General features: G+C 64.0%; 19 protein-coding genes and 2 tRNA genes. 14 read left to right on the top strand and 7 right to left on the bottom strand.

Features of this window, described 5'->3' with window-relative positions:
- The first annotated feature begins 3 nt into the window (after positions 1-3).
- The 4 genes from ACE191_RS16440 (at position 4) to ACE191_RS16425 (ending at position 3,275) form a co-directional block, all read left to right on the top strand.
- Complete coding sequence (locus tag ACE191_RS16440) at positions 4-204, top strand: PID-CTERM protein-sorting domain-containing protein (RefSeq protein ID WP_400193328.1); 201 nt, start codon at positions 4-6, stop codon at positions 202-204.
- Positions 161-841 carry an exosortase X gene (gene xrtX / locus ACE191_RS16435; protein WP_400193327.1) on the top strand — a complete coding sequence of 227 codons (681 nt, stop codon included), beginning with the start codon at positions 161-163 and terminating at the stop codon, positions 839-841. Before ACE191_RS16440 ends, xrtX begins: the two co-directional genes overlap by 44 nt.
- Positions 842-854: 13 nt before the next feature.
- Positions 855-1,340 (top strand): XrtX-associated membrane protein, encoded by a 486-nt coding sequence (locus tag ACE191_RS16430; RefSeq protein ID WP_400193326.1) that lies wholly within the window; start codon positions 855-857, stop codon positions 1,338-1,340.
- A 324-nt stretch (positions 1,341-1,664) separates the two neighbouring features.
- The gene (locus ACE191_RS16425; protein WP_400193325.1) at positions 1,665-3,275 is read left to right on the top strand and encodes a T9SS type A sorting domain-containing protein; all 1,611 of its coding nucleotides are present in this window, start codon (positions 1,665-1,667) and stop codon (positions 3,273-3,275) included.
- Between the two features lie 67 nt (positions 3,276-3,342).
- Here the strand turns inward: ACE191_RS16425 and ACE191_RS16420 are convergent.
- From ACE191_RS16420 to mutS, 3 genes are all read right to left on the bottom strand, one after another.
- Positions 3,343-3,425: transfer RNA gene (locus tag ACE191_RS16420), tRNA-Leu, on the bottom strand.
- Positions 3,426-3,486: 61 nt separating this feature from the next.
- Positions 3,487-3,562: transfer RNA gene (locus tag ACE191_RS16415), tRNA-Gly, on the bottom strand.
- Between the two features lie 195 nt (positions 3,563-3,757).
- The gene (mutS, locus tag ACE191_RS16410; RefSeq protein ID WP_400193324.1) at positions 3,758-6,502 is read right to left on the bottom strand and encodes a DNA mismatch repair protein MutS; all 2,745 of its coding nucleotides are present in this window, start codon (positions 6,500-6,502) and stop codon (positions 3,758-3,760) included.
- A 170-nt stretch (positions 6,503-6,672) separates the two neighbouring features.
- Here mutS and ACE191_RS16405 point away from each other — a divergent pair, with 170 nt between their 5' ends.
- From ACE191_RS16405 to ACE191_RS16390, 4 genes are all read left to right on the top strand, one after another.
- Positions 6,673-7,218, top strand: a complete 546-nt coding sequence (locus ACE191_RS16405; RefSeq protein ID WP_400193323.1) for an RNA methyltransferase — start codon at positions 6,673-6,675, stop codon at positions 7,216-7,218.
- 140 nt (positions 7,219-7,358) lie between these two features.
- Entirely contained in the window at positions 7,359-9,995 is a 2,637-nt protein-coding gene (locus ACE191_RS16400) for a M36 family metallopeptidase (protein ID WP_400193322.1), read from the top strand.
- Between the two features lie 80 nt (positions 9,996-10,075).
- Entirely contained in the window at positions 10,076-10,492 is a 417-nt protein-coding gene (locus tag ACE191_RS16395) for a hypothetical protein (protein ID WP_400193321.1), read from the top strand.
- A complete protein-coding gene (locus ACE191_RS16390; protein ID WP_400193320.1) occupies positions 10,489-11,448 on the top strand; it encodes a DnaJ domain-containing protein in 960 nt (319 codons plus the stop codon). Before ACE191_RS16395 ends, ACE191_RS16390 begins: the two co-directional genes overlap by 4 nt.
- A gap of 60 nt (positions 11,449-11,508) precedes the next feature.
- Here the strand turns inward: ACE191_RS16390 and ACE191_RS16385 are convergent, their stop codons facing one another.
- Both ACE191_RS16385 and ACE191_RS16380 read right to left on the bottom strand, forming a co-directional pair.
- A complete protein-coding gene (locus ACE191_RS16385; protein ID WP_400193319.1) occupies positions 11,509-12,276 on the bottom strand; it encodes a TerC family protein in 768 nt (255 codons plus the stop codon).
- Between the two features lie 91 nt (positions 12,277-12,367).
- On the bottom strand, positions 12,368-12,865 hold the full coding sequence (locus ACE191_RS16380) for a YajQ family cyclic di-GMP-binding protein (RefSeq protein WP_400193318.1): 498 nt from the start codon (positions 12,863-12,865) through the stop codon (positions 12,368-12,370).
- Between the two features lie 147 nt (positions 12,866-13,012).
- Here ACE191_RS16380 and ACE191_RS16375 point away from each other — a divergent pair, with 147 nt between their 5' ends.
- Complete coding sequence (locus tag ACE191_RS16375) at positions 13,013-13,450, top strand: GNAT family N-acetyltransferase (RefSeq protein ID WP_400193317.1); 438 nt, start codon at positions 13,013-13,015, stop codon at positions 13,448-13,450.
- Between the two features lie 63 nt (positions 13,451-13,513).
- Positions 13,514-13,996, top strand: coding sequence for a PaaI family thioesterase (locus ACE191_RS16370; protein ID WP_400193316.1), 483 nt, complete (start codon positions 13,514-13,516; stop codon positions 13,994-13,996).
- Positions 13,997-14,080: 84 nt separating this feature from the next.
- Here the strand turns inward: ACE191_RS16370 and ACE191_RS16365 are convergent, their stop codons facing one another.
- Both ACE191_RS16365 and ACE191_RS16360 read right to left on the bottom strand, forming a co-directional pair.
- Positions 14,081-15,070, bottom strand: a complete 990-nt coding sequence (locus ACE191_RS16365) for an NYN domain-containing protein (RefSeq protein ID WP_400193315.1) — start codon at positions 15,068-15,070, stop codon at positions 14,081-14,083.
- 451 nt (positions 15,071-15,521) lie between these two features.
- Positions 15,522-16,277: a metal-dependent hydrolase gene (locus ACE191_RS16360; protein WP_400193314.1), complete on the bottom strand. Its 756-nt coding sequence runs from the start codon at positions 16,275-16,277 to the stop codon at positions 15,522-15,524.
- Positions 16,278-16,438: 161 nt separating this feature from the next.
- Between ACE191_RS16360 and mfd the strand changes: the two genes are divergently transcribed.
- The 4 genes from mfd (at position 16,439) to ACE191_RS16340 (ending at position 23,236) form a co-directional block, all read left to right on the top strand.
- The gene (gene mfd / locus ACE191_RS16355; RefSeq protein WP_400193313.1) at positions 16,439-19,945 is read left to right on the top strand and encodes a transcription-repair coupling factor; all 3,507 of its coding nucleotides are present in this window, start codon (positions 16,439-16,441) and stop codon (positions 19,943-19,945) included.
- A 200-nt stretch (positions 19,946-20,145) separates the two neighbouring features.
- On the top strand, positions 20,146-21,072 hold the full coding sequence (locus ACE191_RS16350; RefSeq protein ID WP_400193312.1) for a hypothetical protein: 927 nt from the start codon (positions 20,146-20,148) through the stop codon (positions 21,070-21,072).
- A 42-nt stretch (positions 21,073-21,114) separates the two neighbouring features.
- Positions 21,115-21,432 carry an STAS-like domain-containing protein gene (locus ACE191_RS16345; protein ID WP_400193311.1) on the top strand — a complete coding sequence of 106 codons (318 nt, stop codon included), beginning with the start codon at positions 21,115-21,117 and terminating at the stop codon, positions 21,430-21,432.
- Between the two features lie 493 nt (positions 21,433-21,925).
- A complete protein-coding gene (locus ACE191_RS16340) occupies positions 21,926-23,236 on the top strand; it encodes a serine hydrolase domain-containing protein (RefSeq protein ID WP_400193310.1) in 1,311 nt (436 codons plus the stop codon).
- Positions 23,237-23,239: the final 3 nt, after the last annotated feature.

Raw genomic sequence — 23,239 nt, 5'->3', positions numbered from 1 at the left:
TCTATGCAATACTCTCGTTTCTGCTTCCTGACGCTCTCGCTGGGTTTGTGTCTTCTCTCGGGTTCGGCCCTGGCCCAAGGCAACCCCGGTTCGGGCGGCCCCGAGCCCGGCCAGCCCACGGCCGTGCCCATCGACGGCGGCGCTTCCCTGCTGCTGGCCGGTGGCGCCGCCTACGCCCTCGCGCGCCTGCGCAAGCGCCGCTGACGGGTTGCTTGCCTTCGGTAGTTTACCCCGCAGCTCCGCCCCCGGCGGAGCTGCTTTTTTTGGCTGCCTCCCCGTTGGGTTTGTATCTTCCGGCTTCGCTATACTTTTCACGCTTACCATGTCGATTTCCCTACCCGCCCCCGCCCTACGCCGGTTCCTGTTCGTTGCCGGGGCGCTGTACCTCGTCTGGTTTTTCGGCTACGAGCAGTGGCTGGCGCCCGACGGCCGGCTCGACGAAGTGCTCTGCGACCATATTGCGCGCAGCGCCGCCGTGGTACTGCGGGCCTTGGGCTTCGATGCGAGCATAACGGCCCCGCGCGTAATTGCCCTCAACGGCACCGACGCCGTCATTGTGGGCACTCCCTGCAACGGACTGGTGCTCTACGCGCTGTTTACCGGCTTTATTCTGGCGTTTCCGGGCCCCTGGCGCCATAAAGCGGCCTACATCCCCCTGGGCATCGGCCTGATTTACGTGCTCAACATCGGCCGCGTGATGGCGCTGGCCCTCAACCACCGCTATTCGCAGGAAACGGTCGATTTCAACCACCACTACACCTTTACCTTCGTGGTCTACGGCTTCATTTTCCTGCTGTGGATGACCTGGGCCCGCCGCTATTCCCCGGCCGTAGCCGCCTAATCCCCTCCACCCCGTGCCTGCTTCCGCCCCCGCTTCTGATTCCCTGCGCTGGGTAGGCGTAGCCATGCTGGTAGCTGCCCTGTTTCTGCTCGGCCAGTACGACAACCCGGTTTTTGCGGCCCTGACGGCCGGCTGGCACGCCCTGTTCACGGCGCTGGGGCTCGAAACCCTGGCCCAGCGCCTGCAAAGCGGCGTGAGCGGACAGGTAACCACCCGCAGTTTGCCGGCCATGCTTAGCTATGGCCTGCTGTACTCGGGTTGCTGCCTGCTGCTGCTGGCCCTGGTGCTGCGCACCGCCGCTCGCATGCGGATGGTAATACTGCTCTACGCCGCTGTGTTTGGGGCCTGTGTACTGTTGCTGCTGGGCGGCAAGCTGGCCGGTGATGTTACTTGGAGCTACCGCCTGGGCCGCCGCCTTATCGAGTTTATCGTGTCGCCGCTGCCGGTGGTGATGCTGGTGCCCCTGCTCTGGCGCTACCAGCCGCCCACCCACTCCTGAGCCCGCCAAATCAGTCCTAACCACCCAGCCCCCGCCACCCCAGCGGGGGCTTTTTTGGGTACTACTGCACTGAACTTAGTTGATATAACTTATCATTTTTAATGTAGGTTATTACAAATCAACTGGATATATTCGAAATGTTGGTCCCTCCTCACCATCCTCCATTGACCGTTTTACAGGCAGTGATGGTCGGCTCCCGGTTGCCTGGCGACCGGTAGTAATGTGTTGCAAGCGTGTGTTGACTTTTCTGGCTCTTACCTACAGGCTGCGTTGTACGCAGCTCCGACGGCTGGATTTTGCTTCTCCCCTTCACTTCCCCACCTTATGAAGGCCCTTTTCTCCCTCGCGTTTTTTCTGTTCGATCTTATTGCCCTCAGTTATGCCCAGCCCACCTGGCAATGGGCCCGCCAGGCCCCGATAACCTACACCGGCGTGGCCACCGACCCCACCGGCCACGTCTACGTTACCGGCAGCTTCAGCGGCACTATTACCCTGGGCAGCACCACGCTCACCAGCCACGGCTACTCTGATTTGCTGGTGGCCAAGTTTGCGCCCGACGGCCGCCTGCGGTGGGCCCGGCAGATGGGTGGTACTCAGGCCAGTGCCCGCGGAGCCGCCTTAACCCTGGACGCTATTGGTAACTGCTACCTGACCGGCAGCTTCCAGGGCCGGCTCGACCAAAACACCGCCGGCAGCGTGCTCACCAGCCCCGAAGGCTGGCCGCACATTCTCGTCGCCCGGTTTACCCCGGAGGGCAAGCTCAGCTGGGTGCGCCAGGCCGGCGGCGACGGCTACGCCAACGACGCCCGGGCCATTGCCGTCGATGCGCTGGGCAACTGCGTGATTACCGGCACACTTAGCGGCACGCAGGTACGCTTTGGGCAGCTGAGTTTCTCGTTTCCGTTGCGTCAGCAGCTGTTTGTGGCCCGCTACAATACTCAGGGAGTGCCGCAATGGGTTAATGTGGTTCGCTCCAACGGCTTCACCAGCGGCAGCGGCATTGGCCTGGATGCCCTGGGTGACTGCTACGTGGTGGGCAATACTATAGCTCCCATTACCATCGACGGTGTAACCTACGGCGGCCCCAACCAAGGCCGCACGGTGGTGGCCAAGTTCGGCCGGCAGCAGGGACGCGCCCAATGGGTGCGGCTGATCGGCAGCCCAGCGGGCGCCGGCACCGGCGAAAGCATCAGCGTGGACCCGGGTGGCACTTGCTACCTGAGCGGCTCGTACACCGGCGCGGCCACCTTTGGTGCGCTCAGCCTGAGCGGCGGCGACAATGAGCGGAATTACGTGGCGCGCTACACCCGTGACGGACAGGCCAGCTGGGTCCAGGAGCTGAGCACCGCTACTGCCGGAGCTGCCAGCCGGGTGCAGCTAGCGCCCGACTACCGCAGCCTGGTGGTGCTGTCTACCGCGGGCAGCTCCGCCCAAACGCGCGTAAGCGGCTTGCAGACCGACGGCACGCCTACCTGGTCGACGGCGGTGACGGGTGCCGGACAAAGCTGGGGCTACTGCCTCGCCGTGGGCCTGAGTCAGCAGGTGTACCTGGCCGGAGCGCTCATGAATACCTGCCAGTTTGGCTCCCAGCAGCTCACGGGCACGCCCGACGGCTCCTTTCTGGCTCGCCTTAGTCTGGCCGGGGCCAACACGCGCGCCAACCCGGTAGCTGGCTCCACTCAGCAGTTGGCGGCACTCTACCCAAACCCGGCGCGCCAACAGGTTACGCTTACTACGCCCAGCAGCCTGAGTGGACAAGCTTTGGAGGCGACGCTTTACAACCGCTTCGGGCGGGCGGTGCTCACCCAGCGGCTCAGCCCGGCGGAATCGGCTCGTCCGGTGAGTTTGGCACTGACCGGACTGCCGGCCGGGCTCTATACCCTGCGGCTGAGCGGTGGCGGGCAGCTGCTTAGCCAGCAACTGGCGGTGGAATAGGCCTTCGGCGGCAACAGTTGTATCCAAGCAAAAGGCCCGGCAGCGCTGCTGCCGGGCCTTTTGCTTGTACCAGAGACGGGACTCGAACCCGTACTTCCTTGCGGAAAAGGGATTTTAAGTCCCTCGTGGCTACCATTACACCACTCTGGCGGATGTGAAGGGGACCTGCACAAAAGTAAAAAAGGACGCTGCCGGGGCAACGTCCTTTTCTTGGAGCGGGAGACGAGGTTCGAACTCGCGACCTCGACCTTGGCAAGGTCGCGCTCTACCAACTGAGCTACTCTCGCTTGAGGTCTGCCACCGTGGTGGCGAATGGTGATACAAAGGTAAAGCAGAAATTTAGTTTGTCAAGAACCCGGGCTAAAAAAAATCAGATAAAACCGCTTCTACTTCATTATCAGGCACATTTTTTTCAATTAAGCCCCGTGCCAGCAACGCGGAAAAGTCCACCAGGCCCGAAATAAACTCAGACGCTCGCCCACTCAGCGGGGCAGATTTTTGCTCAGGGCCAGCTTTAGCTCGTTGAGCTTGAGCAGAGCTTCGATGGGGGTAAGGGTATTCACATCAAGGTGCTGCAGCTGTTCGCGCAGGTGCTCCAGCACCGGGTCGGCGGGCTCGAACATGCTGAGTTGCAGGGCCGGGCGCGGCGCCGTGGCGGTGGCCACCGGCCGGGCCTGCGGCGTGGCTTTGCGGCCGTTTACCGCGGCCGGGGCTGCTTCGGCTTCCACCAGATCGGCTTCCGACTCGTCGGCTACCTGGGCGCGCTCTTGCTCCAGGTGGTGCATGATTTCGTTGGCGCGCAGCACCACGGCCGGCGGCATGCCAGCCATGCGGGCCACGTGAATGCCGAACGAGTGCTCGGAGCCGCCTTCCTGCAGCTTGCGCAAAAACAGGATGCGGCCGTCGGCTTCCTTCACGGCCACGTTGTAGTTGCGCACCCGCTCGCACTGCTCGGCCAGCTGGTTCAGCTCGTGGTAGTGGGTGGCGAAAAGCGTCTTGGCCCGGGCCTTGGGGTGATTGTGCAAATGCTCCACTATGGCCCAGGCAATGCTGATGCCGTCGTAGGTGCTGGTGCCGCGCCCGATTTCGTCCATCAGCACCAGGCTGCGGTCAGAGAGGTTGTTCAGAATGGAGGCCGTTTCGGTCATCTCCACCATAAAGGTGCTTTCACCCTTCGACAGATTATCAGAAGCGCCCACGCGGGTGAAGACTTTGTCGATGACGCCTACGTGCGCCGCCGCAGCGGGCACGTAGGAACCGATCTGGGCCAGCAGCACGATGAGGGCCGTCTGGCGCAGCAAAGCCGACTTACCAGCCATGTTGGGGCCGGTAATGACGATGATCTGCTGCTCGTCGCGGTCCAGGCAAATGTCGTTGGGAATGTACTGCTCGCCGGGCGGCAGCTGCCGCTCAATCACCGGGTGGCGGCCCTGCTTGATGTCCAGCGTGGCGGAGTCATCTACCGCGGGGCGCACGTAGCGGTGCTGGCGGGCGGTGGCGGCGAAAGAGCCCAGGCAGTCGAGCACGGCCACGGTGCGGGCGTTCTGCTGCACCTGCGCCAGGTACTCGTTGGCCGTCAGCACCAGCTCGTCGTAGAGGCGCTGCTCGATGACGAACAACCGCTCCTCGGCGTGCAGGATTTTCTCCTCGTACACCTTCAGCTCCTCGGTGATGTAGCGCTCGGCATTCACCAGCGTCTGCTTGCGAATCCACTCGGTGGGCACCTTGTCCTTGTGGGCGTTGGTGACTTCGAGGTAGTAGCCGAACACCTTGTTGTAGGCCACTTTCAGCGACGAAATACCGGTGTTGCGCTGCTCGCGCTGCTGCAGCTGCAAGAGGTAGTCCTTGCCCGAGTAGGCAATGGCGCGCAGCTCGTCCAGCTCTTTATCAACGCCGTCCATGATGACGTTGCCCTGGTTGGTGAGCACGCCGGCGTCGGGCTTGATCTTGGCCTGAATCTCGCGGCGCAGCCCGTCGCAGGGGTTGATCTGGTCGGCCAGCTTCTGCAGGGCGCGCACCCCGCTGGCTTGCAGCAGCTCGCGCACGGGGCCCAGGGCTTCGAGGGCGCGGCTGAGCTGCAGCAGCTCGCGCGGGTTCACGCGGCGCACGGCTACCTTGGAAATCAGGCGCTCCAGGTCGTTGATCTGCCGGAGCTGGTCGCGCAGGGCCTCCAGCAGTTCGGGCTGCTCGTGCAGGGCCTGCACGGTATCGAGCCGGCGCTGAATCTGGGCGACTTCTTTCAGCGGCAGCACCACCCACTTGCGTAGCAGGCGCGCGCCCATGGGCGTCAGCGTCTGGTCGAGCACGTCGATGAGCGGCACGCCGCCGGCGTGCTGGGCCTGCAGTAGCTCCAGGTTGCGCACTGTGAAGCGGTCCAGCCACACGTACTTGTCTTCCTCCAGGCGGCCGATGGCGCCGATGTGGTTTATGTCGTCGTGCTTGGTTTCGGCCAGGTAGTGCATGATGCAGCCCGCGGCCACAATGCCTTCGTTCAGCGCCTCGATGCCGAAGCCCTTGAGCGAGGTGGTTTTGAAGTGCCGGGTGAGCGACTCGTGGGCGTAGTCGAAGCCGAACACCCACTCATCCAGCGCGTAGGTGCAGAAATCGGGGCCGAAGTGGCTCTCGAAGTCGCGGCGGCTGGTTTTGCAGTGCAGCACCTCGGCGGGCGCGAAGTTCTGCAGCAGCTTGCCCAGGTAGCCCGCGTCGCCCTGGGCCACCAGAAACTCGCCGGTGCTGATGTCGAGGAAGGCAATGCCGGCCTGCTGCTTGCCGAAGTGCACGGCGGCCAGGTAGTTGTTCGCGCGGCGCTCCAGCACGTTGTCGTGCAAGCTCACGCCGGGGGTTACCAGCTCGGTAATGCCGCGCTTCACCAAGCCTTTGGCCTGCTTGGGGTCTTCGAGCTGGTCGCAGATGGCCACGCGCTGCCCGGCGCGCACCAGCTTGGGCAGGTAAGTGTCGAGCGAGTGGTGCGGGAAGCCTGCCAGGGCCACTTCCGAAGCCGTGCCCGCGCCGCGTTTGGTTTCCACGATGCCCAGAATGCGGGCGGCCGTGACGGCATCTTCGCCGAAGGTTTCGTAGAAGTCGCCCACCCGGAACAAGAGCAGGGCGCCGGGGTGCTGCTGCTTGAGCTGGTAGTACTGCTTCATCAGCGGCGTGTCGGCCACGGGGGCGGGGCCGAGGGTGCCGTGGGTGCGGATGGGTTTCTTCGGGGCGGTAGTCGTCTTCACCAGCGGGGAGCTTGCAGGAAACAGGAGCACGTAGCCGCCTAAGCGGGCGAAAAAGCCCCGGCGGCTCGGCTTTCGAATAGCTTGGGTTTAGCTTGCGCCTTTGTTGCAACAACGCCGGCCAACGGTATCGTTCGGCACCAGCTGCCCGCGCTCAGGGGCGGACCTCCATTATGCGGAAACTAACCATTCAGGAACTGAACCGGCACTCGGTCGAGGACTTCAAAAATACGGAGAAATTCCCCTTGTGCGTGGTGCTCGACAACGTGCGCAGCCTGCACAACGTGGGCGCGGCCTTTCGCACCTGCGACGCGTTTGCCGTGCAGAAGCTCTGGCTCGGCGGCATTACCGGGCGCCCGCCTCACCGCGAAATCACCAAAACGGCGCTGGGTTCGGATGAGTCGGTGCCCTGGGAGCACGCCCCCAGCGTGCCCGCGCTGGTGCAGCAGCTCAAGCAACAAGGCTGGCAGGTAGTGGCCGTGGAGCTGACCAACCAAAGCGTGCCGCTGCCCCAGTTTCAGCCCGCCCCCGACCGGCCCATGGCCCTGGTTTTTGGCAACGAGGTGTTCGGCGTCGACGACGCGGTGCTGGCCTTGTGCGACGCGGCCGTGGAAATTCCGCAGTTCGGCACCAAGCATTCCTTGAACGTGTCGGTAACGGTGGGCGTGGTGCTGTGGGACGTGCTAGGCAAGCTAGGCGTGCTGCCCGAGCCCCAGTAAGCAACTTACTACTAACCTACTACCGGCACCGCGCCCAACCCAAACGCTCGTTCGGAATTGCGGAGTGGCCTGTGTATCTTTAACGCCACGCAGTAAAATCGGCCCCGGCCGCAGCGCTTACTATTCCTCAACCATCGTACATGACGCACACTTTTACCCAGTACGGCCGCACGCTTACCCTCGCGGCGCTCCTGACCCTGCCCACGCTGGGCCTGGCCCAAACGGCTACCCCGTTGACCAAAGCTCTGGCCCACCTAGACGCCCAGCGGGCCAAGTCGGGCCTGAGCGCCACCGATTTGCTGAGCCCCGCCGTCACCTCGCAGTACACCGACGCCCACAACGGCGTCACCCACGTGTACCTGCGTCAGCGCGTGCTGGGCTTGGAGGTGTACGGGGCCGTAGCCGACGTTCACCTCGACCGCAACGGCCGCGTGGCCGCCGCCAATAACTCCTTCGTGAGCCACGCGGCTGCCGCGGCCCGCACGGCCTCACCCACGCTTAGCGCCGAGCAGGGCATTGCCGCCGCCGCCCGCGCCCTGAACGCCGCCCAGCCGGCGGGCCTGCAGCGCCTGGGCAGCGGCACGCCCGCCACCGGCCTGGAGTTCAACGACGGGGGCATTTCCTACACGCCTATCCGCGCCAAGCTCATGTACCTGCCCCAGCCCGACGGCAGCCTGGCGTTGGTGTGGGACGTGGAGCTGTCGCCCAAGGGCACTTCGCACTACTGGAGCGCCCGCGTGGATGCCCAGACCGGCGAGCTGCTCGACCGCCACGACTACACCGTGCACGAGCCGCACGTGTTTCCGCACACCGGGCAGCGCCTGGCGCAGGCCTTGGGCGCTACCACGGCCCTGGGCCAGCCGCCCACGCCGCAGCAGCGGCCCAACGTGCCGAACACCTACAACGTATTCCCGCTCACGATTGAAAGCCCCCTGCACGGTACCCAGGCGCTGGTAAGCAACCCGGCCAACGCCCTGGCCTCGCCCTTCGGCTGGCACGACACCGACGGCGTGGCCGGCCCCGAGTACACCACCACCCGCGGCAACAACGTGGTAGCCTACGAAGACCAGGCCGCTTCCAACAGCGCCGCGGCCGGCTTCAGTCCCAACGGCGGCGCTACCCTGGAGTTTACCGCGCCCTACGTGGCCACCGCCTCGCCGATTCAGAACCGCGACGCGGCCGTCACCAACCTGTTCTACTGGAACAACCTGATGCACGACGTGATGGAGCGTCACGGCTTCACCGAAGCGGCCCGGAACTTCCAGACCAAGAACTACAGCGGCACCGGCGCCGGCAACGACGAAGTGCAGGCCGAAGCCCTGGACGGCGGCGGCTTCGACAATGCTAACTTTGCCACCCCGGCCGACGGCAACAAGCCCCGCATGCAGATGTACCGCTGGCAGCAGCCCGGCGCCCGCCCCATCCGCCTGATTTCGCCCTCGACCACCACGTACAACGCCACCGACGTGCTGGGCAAGTTCGGCCCCGACCTGATGACCACCGGCCCCATCACCGATACCATGGTGGTGGCCAACGACGGCTCCAGCAACGGCGTCCGCGCCTGCGGCACCCTGGTCAATGCCGGCGACATCAGCGGCAACATCGTGCTCATCAAGCGCAACCGCAAGTGCTCCTACGCCTCGCAGGTGCTCAACGTGCAGGCCGCCGGCGCCCGCGCCGTCATCATTGCCGACTCGGTCGCCTCGGGCAGCCTGCCCCAGATCTTTACCTCGGTCAGCTCGGGCCAGATGGTGACCATCCCGATTCTGGGCGTCACCCAGGCTACCGGTGACCAGCTGCAGCAGCTGGCGCTGAGCAGCCCCGTAGTCATGACCCTGCAGCGCGACGCCCAGCGCGACGGCGACTTCGACAACGGCATCATCGCCCACGAGTACGGCCACGGCATCAGCAACCGCCTCACCGGCACCGGCTCGAACTGCCTGCGCAGCGCCGAGCAGATGGGGGAAGGCTGGAGCGACTTCTTCGGCCTGTGGATGACCACCAAGCGCCGCGACCAGGGCACCGACGTGCGCGCCATCGGCAACTACGCCTCGTTCCTGCCCACCACCGGCCCGGGCATCCGCTACCAGCCCTACTCCACCGACTTCAGCGTCAACAACTCGACCTACGCCATGGTGGGCAACGGCCCCTACACCGGGGCGCACGCCATCGGGGAAATCTGGGCCGCCACGCTCTGGGACCTGAACTGGGCGCTGATTGACCGCCACGGCTACAACTCGGACCTGTACGGCAGCACCGGCGGCAACAACATCTGCCTGAAGCTGGTGCTCGACGGCCTGAAGCTGCAGCGCTGCAACCCCGGCTTCATCGACGGCCGCGACGCCATTCTGCTGGCCGACTCGCTCAACAACGGAGCTGCCAACTCCGACCTGATCTGGAAGGCCTTCGCCCGCCGTGGCATGGGCTACGGCGCCGACCAGGGTTCGGTCAACAGCGTTACCGACCAAACCATCAGCTTCCAGCTGCCGGTTACGCTGAGCACCAAGACCCGTCTCTCGGCCGACGCGCTGGCCTTGTTCCCCAACCCGGCCCAGGACCGCGTAACCGTGCGCCTGGCTGCCGCCAGCAAGACGCCGGTGCAGGTAGAGCTGCTCAACAGCCTGGGCCAGGTGATGCTGCGCACCAGCGCCGCCGCCGCCGATCTGCAGCGCGACGGCGTGGAGCTGAGCACGGCCAACCTGCCCGCCGGCATCTACGTGGTACGCCTCACCGGCTCGACGGGCACGGCCAGTCAGAAGCTGGTAGTGCGCCACTAATTCCGGCTTTCTTCACCCTTGACTCGACAGCGTCCGGCCCCTGGTCGGGCGCTGTTGGTATTTACTGCGCGCCTGCTTCCATGTCGCTCGATTCTGCCACGGCCGCCCTGCTGGCCCTGCGCCCCACTGTAACAGCCGCTCCGCCCGCCGGGCCGGCCGATGCATTTCTGCACGGCACGCTGCGGCCGGTGCTCAAGCTGCTCAACCACCGCCTGCTGCTGCTCACGGCCGACTTCTGCCGCGACTACCGCCTGCCCTTAGCCAGCGCAGCCCCCGCCGACCGGCAGCGGCTGGTGCTGGAACTGCTGCAGCGCAACAGCCGTTGGCAGCAAACCGCGGTGGGCATGGTTACGGGCTTGCTGACCGACGCGGAGTACGACTACTTTCGGCAGCACCGCGCCGAAGCCAGCCGCCGCCTGCTGGAGCTGCTGCGCCAGCGCATTGTTAGCCAATTGCCCGAACTCGTTCGGCTGCTGCCCCCGCCCGACGCCGCGTGAAAACCCATTACCAAGTACTGGAGCTGCCCGAGCAGGCCTCGGCCGACGACATCCGTCGGGCCTACCTGCGCCTGGTGCGCCTCACCCACCCCGACCGCACGCCCGACCCGGCCGCTCACGCCCGCTACCTGCTCGTCAACGAAGCCTACGATACGCTGCGCGAGCCGGCCCGCCGCGCCCGCTACGACGCCCAGCTGCGGGCCGCGGCCGCGCCTCCCCCACCCGAGCGGCCGGTGCCGCCGTTTCCGGGCAATGCCTACCAAGTGCTGCGGGTACCCTACTCGGCCTCTGCCACGCACATCGAGCAGGCCTACCAGCGCCTGAGCCGGCAGCTGCGCCGCAACACCGTTGACCCGGCCCTGCGCCGCTACCTGGCCGAGGTGGAGCACGCCTATGCTACCCTGCGCAGTCCCCAGGCCCGGCAGCAGCACGACGCCCGGGTGCGCGGCCAACGCCCGGCGCGCCCGGCCCACCCCATGGCCGGATTGTACGCGCGCTATGCCCGGCCCGCCCGTATCGTTTGCTGGACGGCCTTGCTGTTTTTCGGGATTATTCTGGTGGACAAGTACTGGACTCAAAAGCTGCCGGACGAGCGGGTGCAGTCGGTATCGTTTCACTCCGGGCGCACTCGGCGCGGGGGGGAAAGCTATCATGTGGTGCAAACGCAACACACGATCTTCCGCAGCGAATACCCCTTTGAGGCAGGCGACCGGGTAGCCGTATGGCGGAGCACCATTTTTCACCAGGTACGCTCTTACCTACCCGGGGCGCAGCCGACCCGCCCGCCCTACCGGGTAGACTTATTTTATGGCGTGTTCTTCTTTTTCCCCCTGCTGATGGCCCTTGCAGCAACGATTGGAGTCTGGCCCACCGCGTCGCCCAAACGCAGGGTCGATAGCGCAGCGGCAGCGGTTCTGCTGTTACCCATCATCATTTACCTCATGAGGGCTATCTAAGCACAACGCCCGCTACTTTCAGGAGTAGCGGGCGTTGTGCTTAGATAGCTGAGCTTCTTTTTAGTCGAACTGCGAGTCGCGCAGCTGCACGGGCTTGGTTTGCTTGCGCAGGCGCATGTTCAGGATTTCGACCACCAGCGAGAAGAACATGGCGAAGTAGATGTAACCCTTCTGGATTTCCTGGTGGAAGGATTCCATCACCAGCATCACCCCGATCATGATCAGGAACGATAGCGCCAGCATCTTGATAGTGGGGTTGCGGTTGACGAAGTTGCTCACCACGCCGGCGAAGGCCAGCATCACGGCCATCGACAGAATTACGGCCAGAATCATGATCAGCACGTTGTCGACCAGCCCCACGGCGGTCAGGATGGAGTCGAAGCTGAACACGATGTCGATCAAGATGATCTGCATGATGATGCGCGACATGGTGCTGTACTGCGGCTGGCCGCTCTCGTGCTCTTCCTCGCCCTGCAGCTTGGTGTGAATCTCGGTGGTGCTCTTGGCAATCAGGAACAAGCCGCCGAAAAACAGGATGATGTCGCGGCCGGTCACGCCGAAATCGTGGTCGGCCCAGGGAATGTCGAGGGTAAAGAGCGGGTCTTTGAGCCCCACAATCCAGGAAATGCTCAGCAGCAGCCCGATGCGGAACAGCAGGGCCAGCATCAGCCCGATGGTGCGCCCCTGCTTTTGCTGCGCCGGCGGCAGGCGGTTGACGACAATGGAAATAAAGATGATGTTGTCGATGCCCAGCACGATTTCCATGAACGTGAGGGTCAGCAGGCTTATCCAGGTCTGCGGATCAGAGAAAACGGAGAGGTCGAACACGGCTTGGTGATGAGGTGACAGGTAACACGTAACAGGTTTAAGTGCAGAGGAACAGGCGCTTCGGGTTACCTGTCACCTCTTCACTGGCTACCTAGCTCTTCATATTCACGAACTGCAGGGGCTGGCCCAGGGTGGCGGCGTTGGCGCGCAACAGGGCAATGACGGCCTGCAGCTCGTCGATTTTTTTGGCCGTCACCCGCAGCTGGTCGCCCTGAATCTGGGCTTCCACCTTCAGCTTCGAGTCCTTGATCAGCTTCTGAATCTGGCGGCTCAAATCCTTCTCGATGCCGGCGCGCACCTTCAGGGTTTTCTTGATGAGCGCCCCCGAGGCTTTTTCCTCGGCCGAATAGTCGAGGCAGGTTGCGTCGAGGCCCTGCTTGATGACGCGGCCCATCAGAATATCCTCCATGGCCTTGATCTTCATGGAGTTTTCCGACGCCAGCTCAATGCTGTTGTCGGCTTTGTTCAGCTCGTAGCCGCCCTTGGTGTCGCGGAAGTCGTAGCGCGTCTGCAGCTCCTTCTTGGCCGTATTCACGGCGTTTTCCAGCGTTTGCGGGTCTACTTTGCTTACGATATCGAATGAGGCCATGCGTGGGGCAGTGAGGTGAAACCATGAGCAGCCCGTACCGGGGCCGCAACGGGCCGCCAAAGGTTGGCTAATTTGGCAAACTATCCAACGAAGCCGGCCCGCAAAAGGCTGCGGAGGCCGCCCGCTTTTCCGTCTTTTCCGCCGCTCATGCCCGTAGAAACCCCACTTGCCGCCGCCGATTGGGCGGCCTACTACCAGCTGCGCTACGCCGTGCTGCGCCAGCCCTGGCAGCAGCCCCCCGGCTCAGAGCGCGCCCCCGACGACGACGCGCCCACGACCACCCACGCCCTGTGGCGCGCCCCCGATGGCCGCGTGGGCGGCGTGGCCCGCCTCAGCCCCGGCGGCCCCGGGCAGGGCCAGGTGCGCTTCATGGCCGTGGCGCCGCCCTGGCAGGGCCACGGCGTGGGGCGGCAGCTGCTGGAGTTTCTGGAAGCCGAAGCGCGCCGGCAGGGCCTGCGCGAGCTGGTGCTGCACGCCCGCGCCGGGGCCGCGGGGTTCTACCAGCGGCTGGGCTACGCGGTGGTCGAGCCCTCGCACACGCTGTTCGGCGTTATTCCGCACGTTCTCATGCGCAAAGACCTGTAGCCGGGGCGGCCGGCAGTTGCGGAAAGAAACCTACCTTTTCGGCCCTTCTCAATTTCGTATGCCATGCCCGAACTGCCCGACGTAGCTTCGCTGATTGCCTTCTACAACCAGATCAACCACTACGGCCGCACCAACGGCATGGTGCTGCGGGTGCAGGCCCCCGGCCAGGTGAGCTATACCATGACGGTGCGCGACCAGCACCTCTCGTCGCCCGGCATCTGCCACGGCGGCGTGGTGGCCGGGCTGATGGACGCGGTGCTGGGCGCTGCGGCCCTCACCCAGGCCTTCGTGGAGCAGGAGCTGGTGTCGACGGTGGAATTCAAGCTGAACTTCCTGCAGCCGGTGCGCCTGCACGACGAGCTGCTGGCCACGGCCCGGGTGGAGCACCACGGCAAAAGCCTGGTGGTGGTCGATGGCACCATCGAGTGCCCGGCACGGGGCGTGACGGTGGCCCGCGGCCTGGGCACCTTCAACCGCTACCCGGCCAGCAAGCAGGAGTTTATTCAGGCTTTCACCGGCCAACTGGGGCTGGAGTCGGCTAGCTAGGGGTTCCAACGCAAAGCGGCCGGCCAGCAGCTCCGGGGTAAGGAGGCTGCCAGCCGGCCGCTTAAGGCCACCGGGCGAACTAATTTATACCTGTTCGGTTTCGGCCGATTCCGGCTCGGGCTCGTTGTCGTACTCTTCGCCTTCCGTCGGGGCTTCCACCTTGCGCACGTTGCGGGCGCAGTCTTCGTTGCGGTGGTTGCGGCCCACGGTGAACTCCACCCAGTCGCCTTCGTGCAGTTCGTTGAAGTCCTGTCCGTCGGCCATGTCGGCGTAGGAGAAGAACAGGTTGTTGGGCGGCATCACCACGAAGCCGTAGCCGTTCTTCAGGTTCTTGATGGTGCTCACGCCGATGGAGCCCTCGGGGCCGGCGGCGGTAGGCACGTAGGCCGGGCGCGGGGTAGCCACGTTGGGGTAGGTCGAGGGCTCGGGTGTGTTCACAAACAGCTCGTCGACCAGCGGCTCGTACTTGCTCACCGGGTTGTCGATGACCTCGTTCATGGCCACGGCGTAGTTTACCGTCTCGAGCAGCAGCTGCGAGGGGCGGGTTACGCGGTTTTCGCCTTTGAAGTCGGTGTACTTGAAGTCCCAGCTCAGCAGCATGGCGCGGGTGCCCACGGTGTTGAGCTTCTTGATCAGGGGCACGTAGTCCGAGTCGCCGGCGATGAGCACGACCACGTCCAGGTGCTTGGTGAGGGCCAGTTCCAGGGCTTCGAGGGCCAGCCACACGTCCACGCCCTTTTCCTGCAAACGACCGTCGCGGGTCTTCAGGGGCATGTAGTGGGTCTGAATCGACATGTTCATCAGGATGTCGTCCAGCAGGCGGTCGTGAAACAGACGGTCTTTTTCGCGGGCCTCCGTAGCCGAGAGGCGGCCGCGGAAGAAGTGAGGTTCGGTGATCTGGCACAGGCGCACGTCGGCGTCTTCATCCTCGGCCACCTGGTGGCGAATGAATTCGTGCAGACCTTCCAGGCTGATGCGAGCTTTACGCTCGTGCTGGAAGTAGTAGTAATCACTGATCTTCAGGAAATAATTGCCGTCGTAGAAGACGCCGATCCGGATCAGTGGGCTATTCATCGGGTTCATGCAACAGGGTGTGTGTAAGTGGTAAGAAAAGGGTGCGGCAAAGCAGCGTCGTAGCGCCGGTGGTGGCCAAAGGTACAAAGGGCATAGTGAATTTTACATACTTAAACAACTCAGAGAATCAAGGTTCAACGATAATTACACAACGGAATTATTCAATTCCAACGCAATCCAGAATTATTCCCAAAAACGCAACCAACCCGTCCAAGTCCCCCAGCTGCCAGTGCCGCAACATCGGCCACAAAGTAGTAATAAGGCACTTATAACTGCCGACGGGTTGCATGCGGTCGGGCGTACAATGTTACAAATACTTGCACATATAACTAGCACCGGCTCCCTTCGCGTTCCTGGTCCGGAACCGGCTTCGGCCAGTTGAGCTTGCAGCTCCACTCCTGCCGCGTTCCCAGCCGGGGTGCGGTTTGGCCGCGGCGGGCTGAGCCGGAACCTAACCCAGCAGCAGGGCCGCGCCGAAGCGCTGCCAGAGCAGCAAAGCCACCACCAGCCCGTAACCCACGCAGATGGCCACTTCCAGCAGGTTGCCCGAGCGCGAGCCGGTGCTGATGAGCGGCACCTTCACGGCTTTGTCGGACAGCGGCAGCAGGTAGCGGATGCCCGACTTGGTGAGCGTGTCGGCCAGCAGGTGCGAGAGGTAGCCCGCGCCGGCGTAGGCCGCCACGCCCTGCCAGCCCAGGTCTTTGTCGGCCAGGTAGCCGATGTAGGTCCACAGCGCCGCGGCCCAGATGGTGTGCGTCCAGCTGCGGTGGGCGGTAAACGGGGCCGTAGCCACGAAGGCGCCCAGCAAGCTCAGCCAGAGCATTTCCCAATATAGTCCGCCCAGCACCGCACCCGCGCCGGTGAAGAGCAGCGCCAGCTTGCGCGCCGACTGGTTTTGCATGGCCATGCCGATCAGAAACATCGACAGCGCCGCCGTGAGGGCTACGCGCTTGCTGGGCCCGGCCGCCAGGTTGAAGTGGGCGTACACGGCCAGCAGCACCGCCGCCGCCGCAAAGGCCCAGCGCACGTAGTTCTGCGCGAAACCCAGGCGCTTGCTCAGCCGCGAGCCGGGGTGGTCGAGGTCGGGCGCCAGGGACGAGAAGCCCGCCAGCGCAATGCCGGGCAACGAAAGCTTGAAGTCGGGCACCACGGCGGCTACGGCCGCGCCGGTGAGCAGGCCAATGGCCAGGTGAGAAGAACCGCGCACGGAATATTTAAGCTAAAAAACGCTCTAAGATACGCCGGCAGCGCCGGGCCGGCCGGCGGGGAAACTTTCGGCCCCCCGCCGGGGTATTGCCTGCAGTGCGCCCGACCGGAATTCTGTCCCGGCCGGGCTTCTACCTTTGCTGCCCCTCACAACTACCGCCCGTGCAAGCCTCCGAATTCCTGCGCCTCTATTCGCTCGATACCGATATCCAGACCCTGGCCCTGCGCCTGCAGGCCGCCCCGGGCGACGCGGGCCCGCGCCTGCACCTGCGCGGCCTGGTGGGCAGCCAGGACGCGGCCGTGGCCGCCGCCCTGCACCTCGACCGCCCCGACGAGCACCTCCTGTTCGTGCTTCACGACAAGGAAGAAGCCGCCTACTTCGCCTCCGACCTGCAGAACCTGGTGGGCGACCGGGAGGAGGTGCTCACCTTTCCCAGCTCCTACAAGCGCGCCTACTCCTTCGACGAAACCGAAAACGCCAACGTGCTCATGCGCGCCGAGGTGCTGAACCGGCTCAGCGGCAAGTCGGGCGAGAAGGGCAAGACGGCCGACGAGAAAACCCGGGCCAATGCCAAGAAAGACGGTGAGCCGGCGCCCAAGGGCACCCTCATCGTGACCTACCCCGAGGCGCTGAGCGAGAAAGTCATCAACCGCCAGAGCCTGGTGCAGAACACCTTCAGCTGCAAGGTGGGCGACCGGCTCGACGTGAACTTCCTGGGCGAGCTGCTGGCCGAGTACGACTTCGAGCGCACCGACTTCGTGTACGAGGCCGGCCAGTACGCCATTCGCGGCGGCATCGTCGACGTGTTCAGCTACGCCAACGAGCTGCCCTACCGCATCGAGCTGTTCGGCGACGAAATTGAGAGCATGCGCACCTTCCAGCCCGACTCGCAGCTGTCGGTGGAGAAAAAGCAGCAGATCAGCATCGTACCCAACGTGCAAACCAAGCTGCTGACCGAAAAGCGCGAGTCCTTCCTGGAGTTTGTGCCCGCCAACACGGCCGTGTGGGTGAAGGACGTGCGCCAGCTGCTCGACGTGGTGGGCGAGCAGTTCGACAAGGCCGAGCAAGGCTTTCAGGCCATGCTGCAGGAAGCCCACGGCCAGCAGATCAAGTCCCGGCCCGACGAGCTGTTTGAAACCACCAAGGCCCTGAAAAAGCACCTGGAGCGCTTTCCCGTGCTCGAGTTCGGCAAGCGTTTCTACTACAAGGAGGCCGAGCAGCTGCAATTCACGAGCAAGCCCCAGCCCTCGTTCAACAAAGACTTCTCGCGCCTGGTCAAGAACCTGCACGAAAACCAGAGCCGCGACCTGGTAAACATCATTGCCGCCGACTCGATGCGGCAGATCGACCGGCTGCGCACCATCTTCGACGAGCTCGACCACGACGTGCGCTTTCAGCACCTGGCCATCGGCCTGCGCGAGGGCTTCATCGACGAGCAGCGCAAAATCGTGGTGTACACCGACCACCAGCTGTTTGAGCGCTACTACCGCGCCCAGGAAAAGCGTAAATTCAGCAAGAAGAAGGCCCTCACCCTGAAGGAGCTGCGCACCCTGCAGCCCGGCGACTACGTGGTGCACCAGGACCACGGCATTGCCCGCTTCGCCGGCCTCACCCAGGTCGACGTCAACGGCCATTTGCAGGAAGCCATCCGCCTCGTGTACCGCGACGATGACGTGCTGACCGTGAGCATTCACGCCCTGCACAAGATTGCCAAGTACTCGGGGGCCGAGGGCACGCCGCCCACCATGAGCAAGCTGGGCTCCCCGGAGTGGGAAAACAAGAAGAAGGCGGTCAAGAAAAAGGTCAAGGACATTGCCGCCGACCTCATTCGCCTCTACGCCAAGCGCAAAACCGCCCCCGGTCACGCCTTCGCCCGGGACTCCTTCATGCAGGCCGAGCTGGAATCGAGCTTTATCTACGAGGACACGCCCGACCAGGCCAAGGCCACCGAGGACGTGAAAAACGACATGGAGCAGCCCCACCCCATGGACCGCCTCGTGTGCGGCGACGTGGGCTTCGGCAAGACGGAAGTGGCCATTCGGGCGGCCTTCAAGGCCGTGGCCGACGGCAAGCAGGTGGCCGTGCTGGTGCCCACCACCATCCTGGCCATGCAGCACTTCAAGACCTTCCGCGACCGACTGGGCGAGCTGCCCGTGACGGTGGACTACATCAACCGCTTCAAAACCACCAAGCAGGCCAAGGAAACCCTCACCAAGGTAGCCGAGGGCAAGACCGACATTCTCATCGGCACCCACCGGCTCACCAACAAGGACATCAAGTTCAAGAACCTGGGTTTGCTCATCATCGACGAGGAGCAGAAGTTCGGGGTGAAAACCAAGGACAAGCTCAAGGAGCTGAAGGTGAACGTGGACACGCTCACGCTCACGGCCACGCCCATTCCGCGCACCCTGCACTTCTCGCTCATGGGCGCCCGCGACCTGTCGGTGATTTCGACGCCGCCGCCCAACCGCCAGCCGGTGCAGACCGAGCTGGCCGTATTCGACGAGCACCTGGTGCGCGACGCCATTGCCCGCGAGCTGAAGCGCGGCGGGCAGGTGTTCTACGTGCACAACCGCGTGAAGGACCTCACCGAGCAGGCCGCCATGATTCAGCGCCTGGTGCCCGACGCGCGCATCACCTACATTCACGGGCAGCTGGAGGGCGACGTGCTCGAAAAGCGCATGATGCAGTTCGTGGAGCACGACTACGACGTGCTGGTGTCCACCAACCTCATCGAATCGGGCCTGGACATTCCCAATGCCAACACCATCATCATCAACCGCGCCCACATGCACGGCCTCAGCGACCTGCACCAGATGCGCGGGCGCGTGGGCCGCTCCAACAAGAAAGCCTACTGCTACCTGCTCACCCCGCCCGTAGCCGGCCTGCCCTCGGATGCCCGCAAGCGCCTGAGCACCCTGGAAGAGTTTTCCGACCTCGGCGCGGGCTTCAACGTGGCCATGCGCGACCTGGACATCCGCGGCGCCGGCAATTTGCTCGGCGGCGAGCAGTCGGGCTTCATCAACGACCTGGGCTACGAAACCTACCACCAGATCCTCGACGAAGCCGTGCAGGAGCTCAAGGAAACCGAGTTCCGCGACCTGTTCCTGGGCGACACCACCGGCCGCCTCAAGGACGCCGCCGACTTTGCCCGCCCCCGCGAGTGCAACGTCGAAACCGACCTGCAAATCCTCATTCCCGACTCCTACGTCTCGTCCGTCTCCGAGCGCCTGCAGCTCTACAGCAAGCTCGACCGCGCCCGGAAGCCCGAGGAGCTGCGCCGCCTCATCAGCAGCATGGTCGACCGCTTCGGCCCGCTGCCGGCCGAGGTCGAGCAGCTGGCCGACATCGTGCGCCTGCGCTGGCAGGCCTGCCGCGTGGGCTTCAGCAAAATCTCGCTCAAGAAAGATACCCTCAAGGGCTACCTCGACGCCGGCGAAGGCCACGAAGGCTACTTCCAGGGCGAGCAGTTCGGCCAGATCCTGAACTACGTGCAAACCCACCCCCGCTCGGCCCGCCTCAAGGAGCGCAAGGAGCAGCTCATCGTCACCATCGACGAAGTGCGCGGCGTGCAGCACGCCCGCCGCCTGCTCGCCGAGCTGGCCCTCGACGACGCCGACCCGGTACCCGCCAAAGCCAGCGTGACCGACGACGAGGGCGAGGGGTAGGTAGACAAGAACGTCATGCTGAGCGCAGTCGAAGCATCTTGCGTGCTGACGCCAGATAGTAGAGCTGTCACATAAGAAAGCGGCGTTTGCAGGTTGCAAACGCCACTTTTCTGCTCAATCGTCATATGACAGTCACATAAGCTTATCCTGATTGCAACCAGTTAACCAGCCGCTACCTTTGTGGTCCACTAACCCTATTTATGGAGCACATTATTCCCTTTCAAGCTTTTACGACAGCTCCCGAGTTGGCTTCTTTTCTGCTGGGTAACCGCTTGGTAAAAGTGCAGGCTGCCAAACCCGGTCTTTCCTCCCTACGAGTAGACTTGACCAATGAGCAAACGGTCAAGCCCCACCACGTTGTAACGCTGGCTTGTTTGCTGGAAGAATATAGGCTCGCTGGCATCCCGATTCACTTCGCAGGCAGCGGTTCGGTCGTTTATTCCTACCTGGAAAGCATCGGCTTCCTGAACCAATGGCCACAAACTCCCAGGCCGATTCCCAGCGCATTCAACGTCCCTGCCGATTCCACCTCGTTTGTATTCTGGAAGGTAGAGCCGGAAAGTATGGCCGCCTACGCTGAAAGTGCTTTCCGGCACTACAAAGCCAGCTTCTTCCAGGATAAGGACCTCGCGGTCCTCCCTACGTATCTGGCCGAAATCTTCAACAACGTTTTCGACCACGCTTTTGCCCAAGGCGCCACGGAGCGCATCGCCTACTGCATGGTGCAATACTACCCTTCCACTCGCCGACTATTCATTGCGGTAGCAGATTTTGGCATGGGTATTCCGAACTCCGTCAACCGCTATCTGGAGTCCCAGGGCCAGAATCAGCTAACACCCGTCGATGCGCTGCGGCAGGCGCTACAACTGCATTTCTCCGCCAAGTCACGCCCGCACAACCGGGGACGGGGGCTCGATACGCTCCGCACCGGATTGGCCGCGCTAGGTGGCACCCTCACCATTCAAACGTCCCAGGCCATCTACCACATCGACAGCGCCGGCAACCCGTACCCGAAGGCGCTGGCCGGCGAAAACTTCCCCGGAACAACGGTTGCTATCCGCCTGTTCTACGACAACCTCCCGCCCGAAGAAGCCGACGTGCTGGAAGATGAAGCGTCGCTTTTCTGAGTCAAAGTCCGTATACTGCTAAACCTACCAACCGACTTCCCGATGAATTCCACCGCCCTCCACGGCCCGGTATTGCATCTGTTCGATATCGTCCACGACACGCTGACCAATACCGAAGGCCTCAAGCTCTTCGTCGCGCTGCAGGACGCCCTGACCCGCCAAGACGGCCCGGTTTCGCTTTCCCTGTTGAACCTGACGGCCTTTTCCAGCTCCTTCCTGAACTCCTCCTTCGGCGCGCTGTACGAGCAGCACGGCCCCGGCGTAATGAAGCGCCTGCGCCTGATTAACTACAAGCCGGCCCAGCTCCAACAGCTGAAAGACTACCTGGCCGACGTAGCAAACCTGCACCGCACTGAATAATCAACGACACGCAAGCCCAAAACGAAACGGCCGCCTAAGTAAAGGGTGGCCGTTTCGTTTTGACAAGACCCAGTCCCCGACGTGCAACACGCCCGCGAGCTGATGAACGAGCTGGCCGGCCGTGGAATCCATGCCGCCGGTGGTGCCACGGCTGCCATGCCGAATGATAAGGACGGGTAAGCGGCGGTAGATTAGACGGACACAAGCGGACAGGGCAGACACGGTCGCTTTGTGAAGGGCACCCACCCAGAACGTCATGTCGCGCATCAAGCGAGGGGGGAACGAGGCATCCCGCGTGCTGACGCTTGAGAACAGCGCTATTCAGGAAGGGCTACCCTTTCGTCTGTCATCCTGAGGCGCAGCCGAAGGGTGACAGTTCCTACTCTCCTCCCTCACAACCAGCCCAGCTGACGTATGGCACCCCTCTCTTTGGGAGAGGGGCCGGGGGTGAGGTCCCCGCTTCCTCCTACCTTGCCGCCCCATCCGCCCCCGCATGAAACGACTCCTGCTCTGCCTGCTGCTGCTCAGCACCTCGCTCCACCTCCGGGCCCAATCGCCCAGCTCCGCCGCCCCCACCCCCAGCGCCCAGCTCCACGAATACTTCCAGGCCCTGGCCAACCTCCAGCAGTTCAACGGCAACGTGCTCGTCGCCAGCCAGGGCCAGGAGCTGCTGCGCGGCACCTACAACATCCCCGGCCAGAGCGACAGCCTGCGCGTGGGCCCCGACAGCCGCTTCATCATCGCCTCGGTGTCCAAGCTCTTCGTGCGCTACGGCGTGCTGCTGCTCGCCCAGCAGGGCCGCCTCAGCCTGCAAGACCCCGTCAGCAAGTTCATCCCCGACTTCCCCCGCGGCCGCGACATCACCGTCGCCCACCTGTTCCACCACCAGTCGGGCCTGCCCCGCGAGTTGACCAACCACAAGGACCTGGGGCAGGTCAGCCTCGCGCGCACCATCGAGCTGGCCCGGCACGAAACCCTGCTCTTCGAGCCCGGCGCCCGCACCCAGTACTCCAACGTGGGCTTCTTCCTGCTCCACCACATCGTCGACCGGGCCAGCCCCCGCGGCTACGCCCACTTCGTGCAGCACCAGATTCTGCGGCCCTTCGGCATGAAGCACACCGGCGAGTTCCGCGCCGCCCGCCGCGTGCCCCGCTTCGCCCACGGCTTCACCCCCGAGGCCAACCGCCGCATCCGCCCCGTCGACGCCCTGGCCATCAACCGCTTCGAAACCGGCAACTACTACGCCACCCTCGCCGACCTCGCCCGCTTCGCCGACGGCCTGTTCAGCGGCCGGGTGCTGGCCCCCGCGGCCGCCCAGCGCCTGCTCAATGCCGAGGGCGCCGTGGTGCAGGCCGGCGGCCGCCCCGGCTACCGCGCCTACTTCTACCTGCACCCCGCCCGTCGGCTCACCTTCCTGTTCGTGAGCAATTTCAGCGGCCTGCCCGTCGAAAAAATCATCCGCGACGTGCCCGCCATCGTCGCCGGCGAGCCGTACCAGGTGCCCGTGGCCGTCAACCGCCAGCCCGTCACCGTGCCCGACGCCCTGCTCCAGCGCTACGTGGGCCGCTTCCAGCTCCTGGCCGACCCCGCCCAGGTGTTCGAGGTGCGCGTCGACGGCGGCCAGCTGCTGCTGCTCGAAAAATCCGGCGAGCAAACCCGCTTCCGCCCCGACAGCGAAACCACCTTCTTCGACGACCCCCAGTCCGCCGAAGGCCTGCGCTTCGACCCCGACCCCGCCACCCAAACCTACCGCCTCGTCCTGCTCAGCGACGGCCTCACCCTGCCCACCCTGCGCCTGCCGTAGCTG

The organism is Hymenobacter sp. B81 (genome assembly GCF_044628455.1).
In the GTDB taxonomy this organism is placed as follows: Bacteria; Bacteroidota; Bacteroidia; order Cytophagales; family Hymenobacteraceae; genus Solirubrum.
Note: the sequence above shows the minus strand (reverse complement) of the source record. Positions and strands in the feature narration are given on the sequence as shown.